11 protein-coding genes are annotated in these 13,207 nt (G+C 42.3%); 8 read left to right on the top strand and 3 right to left on the bottom strand.

Going from position 1 to position 13,207, the window contains the following annotated elements:
• Positions 1-21 precede the first annotated feature (21 nt).
• The 7 genes from FKG96_RS00435 to FKG96_RS00405 all read left to right on the top strand — a co-directional run bounded on the left by FKG96_RS00435 (position 22) and on the right by FKG96_RS00405 (position 8,136).
• The gene (locus FKG96_RS00435) at positions 22-1,215 is read left to right on the top strand and encodes a glycoside hydrolase family 88 protein (RefSeq protein WP_130858141.1); all 1,194 of its coding nucleotides are present in this window, start codon (positions 22-24) and stop codon (positions 1,213-1,215) included.
• A gap of 56 nt (positions 1,216-1,271) precedes the next feature.
• Positions 1,272-2,624 (top strand): alpha-L-fucosidase, encoded by a 1,353-nt coding sequence (locus tag FKG96_RS00430; RefSeq protein ID WP_130858140.1) that lies wholly within the window; start codon positions 1,272-1,274, stop codon positions 2,622-2,624.
• Positions 2,625-2,781: 157 nt separating this feature from the next.
• A complete protein-coding gene (kduI, locus tag FKG96_RS00425; RefSeq protein ID WP_013664033.1) occupies positions 2,782-3,624 on the top strand; it encodes a 5-dehydro-4-deoxy-D-glucuronate isomerase in 843 nt (280 codons plus the stop codon).
• 24 nt (positions 3,625-3,648) lie between these two features.
• Positions 3,649-4,791 (top strand): DUF4861 family protein, encoded by a 1,143-nt coding sequence (locus tag FKG96_RS00420; protein WP_165447065.1) that lies wholly within the window; start codon positions 3,649-3,651, stop codon positions 4,789-4,791.
• Between the two features lie 10 nt (positions 4,792-4,801).
• Positions 4,802-5,566 carry an SDR family oxidoreductase gene (locus tag FKG96_RS00415; protein WP_198140348.1) on the top strand — a complete coding sequence of 255 codons (765 nt, stop codon included), beginning with the start codon at positions 4,802-4,804 and terminating at the stop codon, positions 5,564-5,566.
• A 288-nt stretch (positions 5,567-5,854) separates the two neighbouring features.
• Positions 5,855-7,111: a glycoside hydrolase family 88 protein gene (locus tag FKG96_RS00410; RefSeq protein WP_242627387.1), complete on the top strand. Its 1,257-nt coding sequence runs from the start codon at positions 5,855-5,857 to the stop codon at positions 7,109-7,111.
• A gap of 161 nt (positions 7,112-7,272) precedes the next feature.
• Positions 7,273-8,136, top strand: coding sequence for an ROK family protein (locus FKG96_RS00405; protein ID WP_130858137.1), 864 nt, complete (start codon positions 7,273-7,275; stop codon positions 8,134-8,136).
• On the opposite strand, the gene FKG96_RS00400 is transcribed toward FKG96_RS00405, so the two are convergent.
• Together FKG96_RS00400 and upp are read right to left on the bottom strand one after the other, a co-directional pair.
• Positions 8,128-8,826: a YjjG family noncanonical pyrimidine nucleotidase gene (locus FKG96_RS00400; protein ID WP_130858136.1), complete on the bottom strand. Its 699-nt coding sequence runs from the start codon at positions 8,824-8,826 to the stop codon at positions 8,128-8,130. The two genes, FKG96_RS00405 and FKG96_RS00400, sit on opposite strands and share 9 nt — an antisense overlap.
• A gap of 725 nt (positions 8,827-9,551) precedes the next feature.
• Positions 9,552-10,196: a uracil phosphoribosyltransferase gene (upp, locus tag FKG96_RS00395; protein ID WP_013664027.1), complete on the bottom strand. Its 645-nt coding sequence runs from the start codon at positions 10,194-10,196 to the stop codon at positions 9,552-9,554.
• Positions 10,197-10,521: 325 nt separating this feature from the next.
• On the opposite strand from upp, the gene uvrB reads away from it, so the two are divergent.
• Positions 10,522-12,549 carry an excinuclease ABC subunit UvrB gene (uvrB, locus tag FKG96_RS00390; protein WP_013664026.1) on the top strand — a complete coding sequence of 676 codons (2,028 nt, stop codon included), beginning with the start codon at positions 10,522-10,524 and terminating at the stop codon, positions 12,547-12,549.
• 120 nt (positions 12,550-12,669) lie between these two features.
• Here uvrB and FKG96_RS00385 read toward each other — a convergent pair whose 3' ends face one another.
• A complete protein-coding gene (locus FKG96_RS00385; RefSeq protein WP_013664025.1) occupies positions 12,670-13,146 on the bottom strand; it encodes a hypothetical protein in 477 nt (158 codons plus the stop codon).
• Between the last annotated feature and the right edge of the window lie 61 nt (positions 13,147-13,207).

Raw genomic sequence — 13,207 nt, 5'->3', positions numbered from 1 at the left:
AAACACTTAACCAATATAACGATGGCCAAAATAATCAAGCCGGTTTTTATACTTATAAGCATCATGCTATCAGGTATACAGTCTTTCGCGCAAACTAAAAGCATGAAAGAACTGATTCAAGCAAACTTTGATTTTGCAAGAGCACAATATAAAGTGCTCGCCAATAATATACCATCTGAAAAGTTGCCTCAAAATTGGGATCCGAAAACAGGCAAAATCGACGCGCGCGACATTCAATGGTGGTGCAGCGGTTTTTATCCGGGATCATTATGGTTGATTTATGAGCAAACAAAAGATGAAACTATCCATCAAGAGGCTTTGCGAACGCTAAAATTGATTGAACCGAATAAAACTTTTACCGGCAACCATGATCTGGGGTTCATGATGTTTTGTAGCTTCGGAAATGCCTATCGTATCACGCGTGACAATGCCTATAAGGATATTCTGTTTCAATCGGCTGCCTCTTTAGCAACGCGTTATAGACCCGAAATTCAAGCGATTCAATCATGGAATAAAAATAAGTTCTGGGACTGTCCCGTGATCATTGATAACATGATGAACCTCGAAATGCTGAACTGGGTAAGCGATCATGGAGGCGATAAGCGATATAAAGAAATCGCGATCACACATGCGAACACAACGCTTAAGAATCATTTCCGTCCCGATTTCAGTTCCTTTCATGTAATTGATTATAACCCAAACAATGGAACGGTACGCAGAAAAGCTACCTGGCAAGGTGCTGCTAATAGTTCTGCTTGGGCAAGGGGGCAAGGCTGGGCGCTTTATGGGTATACACTCATGTACAGAGATACGAAAAATGAAGCCTATTTGAAACAAGCAGAAGGCATTGCCGCCTTTATCTTGAATCATCCCAATCTTCCGGAAGACAAAATCCCCTACTGGGACTTCGATGCGCCTTTCATGCCTTATGCTGAACGAGATGCCTCTGCCGGTGCACTTATAGCTTCCGCATTGTTGGAACTCGGGCAATATGTAGAGGGGGATAAAAAACGCTTGTATTTGAAAAGTGCAGAGCAGATGTTGCGTTCTTTAGCAAGTGATACTTACCGATCTAAATTTGGCGAAAATGGTGGTTTTCTTCTGCAGCATAGCACGGGCGCCTTTCCATTAAATTCTGAGATCGATAGACCAATTATTTATGCAGATTATTATTTTTTGGAAGCGCTTAAACGTTATAAAGATTGGTATTTATAGAGCATGCCAAATTCAGGTGAGTTATTAGGAGATGGTGTAAGTTAAAATTAATAAGGATGAAACGATTTTTCAGTATGATACTCGTCTTACTTGGCCTTTATTACTCAGTGATTGCGCAAGAGGTATCGAGAAAAGAAGTCGAGAAAATTAGCTGGTTTAAAGAAGCAAGGTTCGGTATGTTTGTCCATTGGGGGCTTTACAGCATATTGGGTGGTACCTACAATGGAAGAACAATGCCGGATACAGCACTTGCAAACGGAAAAAGCTGGTATGCCGAATGGATACAGCAACGTTTAGAGATTCCCAATAACGAATACCAAGCCTTAGTCGAAAAATTTAACCCAAGTCGTTTCAATGCAGATGAATGGATTAAGGAAGCGAAGAACGCAGGGATGAAGTATTTTGTGATAACTGCCAAGCACCATGATGGGTTTGCATTATGGGACTCAAATGTCTCAAATTACGATATAGCGGCTACACCGCTCAGGGGCCGGGATATTTTAGGAGAGCTTGTAGATGCCTGTAAAAAATACGGTTTGAAATATGGCTTTTACTATTCGCATTGGCAGGATTGGGAACATCCCAATGGCGCTATTCCTTACTGGAAACCCGCAAGAAAAAGCCGTGATTTCGAAAAATATTGGAAAGAGAAGAGCCTGCCGCAAGTTCAGGAATTAATCGAACGCTATGACCCTGATTTATTGTGGTTTGATACTTGGGACGAGGAGGCGAAGGAATTGATTACACCTGCCCGAAGAGATGAGCTGATTCATTTAGTTCGAAAATTAAGCAGTAAATGTTTGATCAATGGACGTATAGCCATGCATGACCCCGGAAACGAGATCGATTTTTTGGAGATGATGGATAATGCCTATCCCAAACAATTGCTCGATAAACCGTGGCAAACGCCTGCAACCATGAATCATACCTGGGCATGGCATAGTAAGGATTTTAACTGGAAATCATCCGGACAAATGTTACGTTACTTGGTAAGTAATGCAAGTAAGGGAGGAAATTATTTACTTAATATTGGCCCTAAACCGGACGGTACGCTTCCGCCTCCGGCCATTAGACGGTTACGGGAAATGGGGGCATGGATGCTTACTCACGGTGAAGCAGTATATGCCACGCAACCGCTTCGTGACGTACCAACAAACAAGGGAGTCGTTCTTACTCAAAAGAGAATAGAAGGTGGCCAAATTATCTATGCGCATATACTGGATGAACTTCCTGATAACACCTTAAAGCTTGCTATAGCTAAAGATAAGATTCAGAACTGTCAATTGGTAGAAACGGGAGAGATGAGAAATGTAAAGAGTGATGGAAACAAGGGAGTTACGATTTCATTACCTGAAAAAGATCCATATGATAATGCCATACGTGTGTTAAAACTGTACGTGAAAGAATAAAACATCAAACGGATTACTCCAATCAACTAGACCACTGCATATATGCTAAGCTACTTGACCATATTAACCAATGTAAACGTTTGCGCCTTTCCTGACTTTCTTTTATATTAGCCCAATAAAACGCCAATTAGTTAGTAAAAAAATAAAAACTGAAATAATGAGCACTACGTATGAAACCCGTTATGCTTCGAGTCCAACCGAAACGAAAGGCATGGACACGGAGGCCTTGAGAAGTAATTTCTTAATTGAAAGATTATTTGAAGAAAACAAAATCACGTTGGTATATACCCATTACGACCGATATATTGCTGGCGGTGTCATGCCTATTGCACAGGAGGTAGTTTTAGAAACCATCGATCCATTGAAAGCACCTTACTTTTTGGAACGGAGAGAACTTGGATTAATTAATATAGGTGGTGCCGGTATTGTTAAAGTAGATGGTGAATCATTTGATATTGGCTTCAAGGAGGCATTGTATATTGGAAAAGGAAAGAAGGAGGTGATTTTTGCTAGTAAAGACCAAAATAACCCGGCTAAATTCTACATAAACTCGGCTCCGGCACATCATGCCTATCCTACCAAGAAAGTGACGAAGGCGGATGCCGAAATAGTCGAATTGGGAAGTTTGGAAACAGCGAACCATCGAGTTATAAATAAATTATTGGTGTCAAGTGTGGTGGAGACATGTCAACTTCAAATGGGAATGACCGAGCTTAAAACCGGTAGTGTTTGGAATACAATGCCTGCACATACGCACGATAGACGTATGGAAGTGTATTGTTATTTCGAGGTCCCACAAGGTCAGGCGGTTTGCCATTTTATGGGACAACCGCAAGAAACCAGACATATATGGATGCAGAATGAACAGGCCGTCATATCACCACCTTGGTCGGTACATGCCGGAGCAGCTACATCTAATTACACCTTTATATGGGGAATGGCGGGCGAAAATATGGATTATGGAGATATGGATGGATGTGCCATTACAGAACTTAGGTAGTACATGCAGGTTATCCGATTAAAGATGGACAAGAAAAATAAATGGCTGGCGTTTGTTATAATGATGGTCGGCCTACTTTCCTGTAATAATAAAGATAAAGTAGGAAAACAGCTGGTAATAGCTAACACTTTAGCAGTTGATCGTGAGGAATTGGCCAGCATCCCTTACCGGGAATTTTTAAAGGTATACAATATCCATTCTGCACCTAAACGCTTCAAACTGGTTGATGAGAAAGGCAAGGAATATGCTTATCAGTTGGAGAAAAAGGGCAGCGATAGTATTGTAAATGTGTTGATCTGGATAGCGATCCCTGCAAACAGTGAAGTCAGACTCCATGCCGTGTCGGGGGAGCCCGCCGCGGTCACGGCAAAGACATTTGCCCGCTACGTACCGGAACGATACGATGATTTCGCGTGGGAAAATGACAGAATCGCTTTCCGGATGTATGGTAAAGCCTTAGAAGGAAGGCCGGATGATGCACAGGGGCTTGATATTTGGGCGAAGCGAACGGAAAAATTAGTTGTCGATGAGTGGTATAAAACCGGCGACTACCATAAAGATCATGGCGGTGGATTGGATTATTATTCCGTTGGTATGACCTTAGGTGCCGGTGATATAGCTCCCTATGCAGCCGATAAAATAATTTATTCAAAGCATTACCGTAAGCATGAAGTGCTGGACAACGGCCCGTTGCGCACTACCTTTCGGCTAAGTTATGAACCTTGGCAAGTGAACGATCGTGTCGTGTCTCTTACTAAAACAATTACCTTAGATGCTGGTTCACAATTGAATAGAGTGGAGCTACTTTATCATTTCGAGGGCGGTGGGAAGCTTCCGCTAGTGGCAGGTATAGTGCTTCGTCAGGAAGAAGGGGGGAAGATTATAAAAAACCTGAGCAAAGGTATCGCAGCCTATTGGGAACCTCCTCATGGCGAAGATGGAACCTTGGGCATAGCGGTGCTCGGGCAAACGGATCTACCTGAAATCACCGAAAATGAAGGTCAATTGCTGGCACATTTTAGTGCGATTGCCGACCAACCTTTGGTTTATTACAACGGCGGCGCTTGGGATAAGGCAGGAAAGATTCACAATGCGAATGAATGGGAACAATATTTAACATCCTATAAAGAAAAAGTAAATAATCCGTTAAGCATTTCAATAAAATAAAAATATGTCTATACTCAATAAATTTGATCTTAAAGGGAAACTTGCCTTGGTTTCAGGCTGCAAAAGGGGGATCGGTAAGGCAATGGCTATAGCATTGGCGGAAGCCGGTGCAGACATTATCGGTGTATCGGCGACCCTTGAATTATCCGACAGTACGGTCGCAAAAGAGGTGACAGCCCTGGGTCGTAAATTTTATGCCTATCAGTGTGATTTTTCAAATCGGAATGCCATTTATCAATTCATAGCGAAGGTTAAAGCTGATCACGAAAGTATTGACATCCTTGTGAACAATGCAGGTAATATCCTTAGAAAACCGGCCGCAGAGCATCCCGATGAATACTGGGACGAAATTATAGCCATTAATCAAACTGCCCAGTTTATTATTACACGTGAATTCGGAAAGGATATGGTCCAAAGAGGAAGCGGAAAAATTATATTTACAGCCTCGCTTCTGACTTTTCAGGGAGGAATTAACGTGCCCGGTTACGCAGCGTCAAAAGGTGCTGTCGGACAATTGACCAAAGCTTTTGCTAATGAATGGGCCGGTAGTGGCGTCAATGTCAACGCGATAGCACCCGGTTATATCGCAACGGATAATACATCAGCACTTCGGGCTGATGAAGAAAGAAGCCAATCTATTCTGGCGCGAATCCCCGCAGGAAGGTGGGGTGACCCCGATGATTTTAAGGGACCGACTGTATTTCTGGCCTCTAAAGCGGCCGACTATGTTCATGGTACGATTTTGACCGTAGATGGTGGTTGGATGGGGCGGTAAAAGAATTTTTTTATACATCTCCGCTTGATTATTGGCAAGGTGCTTCGGTTTATCTATTCCCTTGCAACACCTGGTAAGAGGTCCATCAGTGAATCTATCTGCTCTTTTCTTTCAAAGATAAAAGAGCAAATATTTGATAAGAAATTGATTAATAAAATCTTTTTTTATGATTGCAACGAAGATTAATCAACCATACAACAAAAAGCATAAGACGACGTTATAAGAAAAGTGTAACCCATCATAGGGTTGCACTTTTTTATATCCGGGATTTCGGTACAGAGTTCAAGCATGATAAGAAAATTAATCAAAAGAAACCTTTTACAACTACTGCTATTTCTTCTTGCGATCGGCGGCTGCTCTACCGGTAAGCAAGTCGCGACAAAGGGGAATAAATCACTCACGGAAACAATTGAACAACGCTTCAAACATGCAAGTACACAGTACAAGCTACTCATGGAAGAGTTGCCGGAAGATAAATTGCCAAAAACTTACGTTAAGGCAAATAATTTCCTCGAAACGAGCGGTTCAGATTGGTGGACAAGTGGTTTTTATCCCGGAACATTGTGGGCCCTTTTTGAAGAAACTAATGATAGTGTCTTACTCAAAGAAGCGCGGCGAACGTTAAAGCTCTTAGCTAAACAGCAGACAAATGATAAATTGGCTGACCTCGGGGCCATCATGTACAATAGTTTCGGTACAGCGATGAAAATAGATCCACAGGTATCTTATCAAAAAACACTTGTAGCCAGTGCCAAAACGCTGATGAAAAGATATAACGCTAAAGTGAAAGCCATTCGTTCTTGGGATACTAGACAAAATGATAAAGAATTTGTTGTTGTCATCGATCATCTCATGAATCTGGAACTGCTGTTCTGGGCTACGCATGCTACCGGTGATTCCGCTTATTATAAAGCTGCATGCAACGAGGCCGAGACGATTTGGAAAAATCATATACGGCCCGATTACAGCACCTGTCAGATTGTGACTTTTGATACCAAAACCGGGAAGGTTAAACATAAACGCAATGCGCAGGGCTACAACGACGAGTCTTGCTGGGCAAGGGGGCAGGCTTGGGCATTATATGGTTTTACCGTACTCTATAGGGAAACAAGCAATCCAACCTATTTGAACTATGCCGAACATATTGCAGAGTACATCCTGAATGAGCCAAACTTACCAAAAGATAAAGTGCCATATTGGGATTTTAATGCCCCGGATATTCCTAATACTTATAGAGATGCCTCTGCCGCAGCAATTATGTCGGCCGCTTTTTTGGAGTTAAGTGGCTATAGTACCAACAACGGTAAAACATACTTCAAAGCCGGTGAAGCAATGCTCGAAACCTTGGCATCTCCCGAATATACTGCGCTTTTGGGAGCTAATGGCGGTTTTATCTTAATGCATGGCGCAGGCTATATTCCCGTTATGGCTGAAGTGGATGTGCCATTGCCTTATGCTGATTATTATTATATACAGGCACTGAAGCGTTATAAAATGTTGACAATGAATAGTTCAAATCTCAACGCAAGCTTTAGATATCCCTAATTCGTAAGCGATGATACTCGTCTGTTAGTCAAATCAACTATAATTGCTGTCGAAATGACATTTTCTTAAAAAAAATATATAATATTTTGCAGCTTTATTTTTTTGCTAAAACGCTTTAATTATATTTGCCTCACGTTCCATTAAAAATTATAAACACGTTAATGAGTAATAAAATTGTAGTAGGTTGTGACATCGGAGGATCACATATCTCAACAGCATTGGTCAACCTGGAAAGCAAATCACTAGTCAATGATAGCTTCGAACGGCGCTCAGTAAATTCACACGATACAGTTTCCGGAATTATTAGTGCTTGGACTGATTGTATTAAAGCCTCATTGCAAAAAGGTGGTTTTGAGAAGCTTGCAGTGGGGATTGCCATTCCCGGTCCCTTTGATTATGATCAGGGCGTTAGCTTAATGAGGGGACAGAATAAGTATGAAGCCCTATACCAAGTCAATGTGCGAAATTTATTGGCCAACCAATTAGGGATCGATCCTTTGCAAATAAAGTTTATAAATGATGCTGCTAGTTTTCTACAGGGTGAGATGTTTGCCGGTGCCGGAGCTGCCTTCAAAAAAGCTGTAGGCTTAACATTAGGTACGGGGCTGGGGAGTGCTTTGTTTTTAAATGGACATGCAGAGGATGGTGATCTTTGGTGTGCTCCTTTTCGAGAAGGGATTGCGGAGGACTACCTCGCCGGGCGATGGCTAAAGGATACGTATTGCCAGCGGAGTGGGCAGCATATAGAAAGTGTGAAGGCTTTGTGCGAGCTCGTTCCCACCGATGATGTTGCTAGGGGCGTTTTTCGTGAGTTCGGCGAAACATTAGGCGTGTTCATTGCCGACTATCTACTCATTAAATCGCCGGAAGGTTTAGTCTTAGGCGGCAATATTAGCAAGGCACATGGCCTTTTTTTGGAACATACCCACAAATTATTGAGTAATAGAGGTTTTACTTTTCCAATCGAAATAGCAGCCCTCGGAGAGATGGCGGCGATTTACGGCGCAGCCGATATGCTAAAATAATAGCTTCAGTTCGGTTAAGGCGCTGATACTACGTTTAACATCAATGGGTTCTTCAAGCCCGTTCGGATTAAAGTAAATGGCATCTAGCCCGAAGGCCTGTGCCCCTCGGATATCGGCCTCAATGCTGTCGCCTATCATAACACTCTCTTCCTTTGATGCCTTGGCGGCAGTTAAGGAGTAATGGTATATGTCGGGATGTGGTTTATGTACGCCCACGTCTTCAGAGATGATTATTTGCGAAAAGTACTTTTTGATGTCTGTTTTTATAACCTTTATTTCTGCAGCATCTTTAAAGCCATTTGAAATTAAATGTAAAACGTATTTCTCTTTTAAGTAGCTCAGTGTTTCATGCACTCCCGGAAATAAGTTCGTTTTATGCGGACATAAACGAAGATAGTCAGTCTCAAAGGAGCTCGGAAAAAGTGTAGGCGATAAACCCAATTCTTGAAAAGTGTCCGCAAATCTCGCCCTTCGTAATTCTGTTTTATCAATCTTTCCATTATGGTATAGAGCCCACACCCTTTGATTATTACGGGTATAAGTTTCTATAAATAGATCTGCTGATGAAATCCCGAGGTCAACAAACTTATAAGAAATAAAAAGTTCGTTTAGTGTTTCCTCTGCATTTTTGTCGAAATCCCATAAAGTATGGTCCAAATCAAAAAAAAGATGCCTCTTACCTGTGTACATACTACAAAGATAGCTATACTAGTCATAAGTTGTTATAACCATTATCACATTGGCTAATTATTTCAGCTTTTAGCCATCAGCAGTCAGCTATCAGCTTTCGGTCGCGCTGGTCTCTCAACTCATGTCGGCTAATCATCACATTGGCTAATTATTTCAGCTTTTAGCCGTCAGCAGTCAGCTATCAGCTTTCGGTCACGCTGGCCTCTCATAATCATGTCGGCTATCATGACATTGGCTAATTATTTCAGCTTTTAGCCATCAGCAGTCAGCTATCGGCTTTCGGCCACGGTGGCCTCTCTACTCATGTCGGCTAATCATCACATTGGCTAATTATTTCAGCTTTTAGCCGTCAGCTATCAGCTTTCGGTCACGCTGTCCTCTCTAATCATGTCAGCTATCATGACATTGGCTAATTATTTCAGCTTTTAGCCATCAGCAGTCAGCTATCAGCTTTCGGTCGCGCTGGCCTCTCTACTCATGTCGGCTAATCATCACATTGGCTAATTATTTCAGCTTTTAGCCATCAGCAGTCAGCTATCGGCTTTCGGCCACGCTGGCCTCTCTAATCATGTCGGCTATCATCACATTGGCTAATTATTTCAGCTTTTAGCCATCAGCAGTCAGCTATCAGCTTTCGGTCACGCTGCTTCTCATAATCATGTCGGCTAATCATCACATTGGCTAATCAACTACTTAACTACTTAACGATTCAACTACTTAACTATTTACCTTTTCTCCCCATAAGCTAAATCACCGGCATCCCCAAGCCCGGGGACAATGTAAGCCTTGCTGGTCATTTCGCTATCTACTACGCCAATCCAAAGATGGGCTTTGGGCAAATAAGCTTTAATATGCTCAACGCCCTCTTCACTCGCAATTGCGGCAACAATATGCAATTCTTTGATGTCATAGGTCGCTAGCAGCTCTTGACAGCTTAATACCATGCTGCTACCCGTAGCAATCATTGGATCGATCACAATAACTGTCCGACCTTTCAAATCAGGAGAGGTTAAATACTTACGCTCGATTTCGAAGGCACCGCTTTTTTTTGTTTTTCTGTATGCGCCAATAAATCCACAATCTGCACGATCGAAAAAATTTAAAAGGCCTTCATGCAAAGGAAGCCCGGCACGGACAATCGTAATCAGTACAGGTTGCGCTACCAATAAGGACGTTTCAGCGGTACCTAGCGGCGTTTCTACCTCGGCTGCCCTGAACGCTAATTTTTTGCTTATTTCATAAGCAAAGATTTCGCCCAAACGCTCCATGTTGCGACGAAAGCGCATTCGGTCCTGTTGGATAGTGAGATCACGCATTTCAGCAATGAAATGATTCGCAATGCTGTTTTCTTTACTTAGAATAAAGGCCATGTGTTCAGACAATTTGGTGTTGGTTTGTACGCACTTAGTAATTAACAATCAAACAGCTTTTTCGTATCTTTGTTTACCATAACGATAACAGAATTCGTTAGCGGTCCAAATAAGTATCATTTACGCCTTTAATAACGTAAATTGAATAAGCAACGGAACATTAATAAAAAGCATTGGAGCATTACAGACGCAAAAAGTTTTGTATAAGCGTAATCTCCACGGCCATTAAATAAATCACTCAATGAAGCCGAGATATAAATAATATTGACACACAAGGTAATTATTAGTGACTCGAGCTCTCATTGGCAATTAAAGAAAATAATAGATGAAATTTACAATATCCTCTGAATACGTTCCTACAGGTGATCAGCCCGAGGCCATTCGACAATTGGTTGAAGGAGTAGAAGCCGGGGAACATTATCAAACACTATTAGGCGTCACCGGTTCGGGTAAAACTTTTACCATTGCCAATGTGATTGCGCAAACACAACGGCCAACCCTTATATTAAGCCATAATAAAACTTTGGCAGCGCAGCTTTATGGCGAAATGAAGCAGTTCTTTCCCGAAAATGCGGTAAACTATTTCGTTTCTTACTACGATTATTATCAGCCAGAAGCCTATATTGCTCACTCCAATACCTATATAGAAAAAGATTTACAGATTAACGATGAGATTGAAAAATTACGTTTACGCACAACATCAGCCTTGATGTCAGGACGAAGAGACATCGTTGTCGTTTCGTCAATCTCTTGTATCTACGGTATGGGAAACCCTGAAGATTTTTCACGTTCCGTATTTCGCTTCGGCGTTGGTACCACCATCAGCCGAAATGCCTTTTTACATCGTTTGGTGGAGATTCTATACGCAAGAACAACCGCTGATTTTAAACGGGGAACTTTTAGAGTGAAGGGTGATACAGTGGATGTTTTTCCGGCTTATATGGATGACGCCTATCGAATTACTTTCTTCGGAGATGAAATTGAAGAACTGAGCGTCATTGATCCTGTATCGGGAAAAACGTTAGATAAGATGGAGACGTTAGCGCTATTTCCTGCTAACCTTTTTGTGACGCCTAAAGAAAAATTTACACAATCCCTATGGGCTATACAAGATGAACTAGTACAACGAAAGGAACAACTCGTGAAGGATGGTCGGATGCTCGAAGCAAAACGTTTGGAAGAGCGTGTAAATTATGATTTGGAGATGATGCGCGAGTTAGGTTATTGTAGCGGTATCGAAAATTATTCACGCTTTTTTGATGGCAGACAACCTGGTATGCGCCCCTTCTGCCTGTTAGATTACTTTCCCGACGATTATTTAATGGTAATTGATGAAAGTCATGTGACGGTCCCCCAAATACGGGCTATGTACGGTGGCGACCGCTCTCGAAAGATATCACTTGTAGAATACGGTTTTCGCTTACCGGCGGCGCTCGATAACCGACCGCTGAATTTTCAGGAATTCGAATCAATGGCGCCGCAAACCATTTATGTGAGCGCTACGCCCGGTGATTATGAACTGCAAAAAACGGAAGGGGTAGTGGTAGAGCAAGTGATTAGGCCGACAGGTTTGTTGGATCCAACCATTGAAATTCGACCGGTAGTTAATCAGGTTGATGATTTACTCGATGAGGTAGATAAGGTAACCAAAGAAGGAGGAAGGGTTTTGGTAACTACACTCACAAAAAGAATGTCGGAGGAGCTTACAAAATATATGAGCCGATTAGGAATAAAAGTACGTTATATTCACTCCGAAATAAAAACGTTGGAACGGGTGGAGATCCTTCGTGGACTTCGTTTGGGTGAATTTGACGTGTTAGTGGGAATAAACTTGCTGCGTGAAGGACTGGATTTGCCCGAAGTAACTTTAGTGGCAATTTTAGACGCCGATAAAGAAGGTTTCTTACGTTCACAAACATCGCTAATACAAACGATTGGCCGAGCGGCGAGAAACGACCGGGGACGTGTCATTATGTATGCCGATAGTATCACTGATAGTATGCGGGCAACGATCGATGAAACCAATAGAAGAAGAGAGAAGCAAATTAAATATAATGAGGAGCATGGTATTGTGCCTCGTACGGTCGGCAAGTCAAGAGAAGCCATTATGGAACAGACATCGGTTGCCGATTTTAAAGGAGGAGCGGCGAAGGCCTATGTCGATCCGGATCCTGCCAGCAGTGTAGCGGCTGACCCGGTGGTGCAGTATATGAGTAAAGCACAACTGCAGAAGGCAATCGATACTGCAAAAAGAGACATGGAACGGGCAGCGAAGGATATGGACTTTTTACAGGCAGCCAAACTTCGCGATGAAATGTTTGCCCTTGAAAAAACAATGAAGGAGAAGTTTTAGCGAGGTGTAAGGCATTAGGTGTGAGGTATAAGGTAAGGGCATGAGGTGCAGGGCAGTATCAACCCTAACCCTACACCCTAAACTTTCCACCTTACCCCTTAAGCCCTAAACCTTCCACCTTTAAAGCGTGTATTTAAAAGTAAGCCCAAATCTACCGGCCTCAAATTCCGAATCGGGCGAAACTATCCAATAGGGACGCCAGTCGAAACCAACACTTAAAGGAGCCTGTGGAACCTTAAATTCAAGACCTGCCTGTGGGCGGAAGGCAAATCCGGTATCGCCATCGCCAAATAACACCTGCGGACCAATACCTACGTTCCACATAAGCCCCCCGGCATTAGGAACTTGTTTGTTATAAGAGTATTCTACGCCTAGAATAGTTATATCGTTACCAAATAATACCATAGCTTGTCCGGCATTGTTTTCCGTGAAGAAATGTTTTACATGAGGACCGACATAAGTGCCACCGTTTCCTAGATCTAAAAACAAACCAAAACCGGTGTTGTAGGGAGCTCCGCTTTGGGCTGAAGCCGTTTTTATGGTCAGAGCCCCGAGTAACATTAAAAAGATTGAAAGGAAAAGAAATTGTTTCATCATTAAGTTAGAATTATTTTTTGAAAAACCATTGGCTCAAAATTGAAGCTTTATTTTCTTTTAT

Origin of the sequence: Olivibacter sp. LS-1, assembly GCF_008245145.1 — a bacterium.
Classification (GTDB): domain Bacteria; phylum Bacteroidota; class Bacteroidia; order Sphingobacteriales; family Sphingobacteriaceae; genus Olivibacter; species Olivibacter oleidegradans.
This window is presented reverse-complemented; position numbering and strand designations above follow the sequence as displayed.

Coding starts and splice junctions, on each gene's coding strand:
- upp (WP_013664027.1), bottom strand. CDS start 10,196: ATGGCCTTTATTCTAAGTAAAGAAAACAGCATTGCGAATCATTTCATT.
- FKG96_RS00405 (WP_130858137.1), top strand. CDS start 7,273: ATGAGTAATAAAATTGTAGTAGGTTGTGACATCGGAGGATCACATATC.
- FKG96_RS00420 (WP_165447065.1), top strand. CDS start 3,649: ATGGACAAGAAAAATAAATGGCTGGCGTTTGTTATAATGATGGTCGGC.
- FKG96_RS00430 (WP_130858140.1), top strand. CDS start 1,272: ATGAAACGATTTTTCAGTATGATACTCGTCTTACTTGGCCTTTATTAC.
- FKG96_RS00385 (WP_013664025.1), bottom strand. CDS start 13,146: ATGATGAAACAATTTCTTTTCCTTTCAATCTTTTTAATGTTACTCGGG.
- kduI (WP_013664033.1), top strand. CDS start 2,782: ATGAGCACTACGTATGAAACCCGTTATGCTTCGAGTCCAACCGAAACG.
- FKG96_RS00410 (WP_242627387.1), top strand. CDS start 5,855: ATGATAAGAAAATTAATCAAAAGAAACCTTTTACAACTACTGCTATTT.
- FKG96_RS00435 (WP_130858141.1), top strand. CDS start 22: ATGGCCAAAATAATCAAGCCGGTTTTTATACTTATAAGCATCATGCTA.
- FKG96_RS00400 (WP_130858136.1), bottom strand. CDS start 8,826: ATGTACACAGGTAAGAGGCATCTTTTTTTTGATTTGGACCATACTTTA.
- uvrB (WP_013664026.1), top strand. CDS start 10,522: ATGAAATTTACAATATCCTCTGAATACGTTCCTACAGGTGATCAGCCC.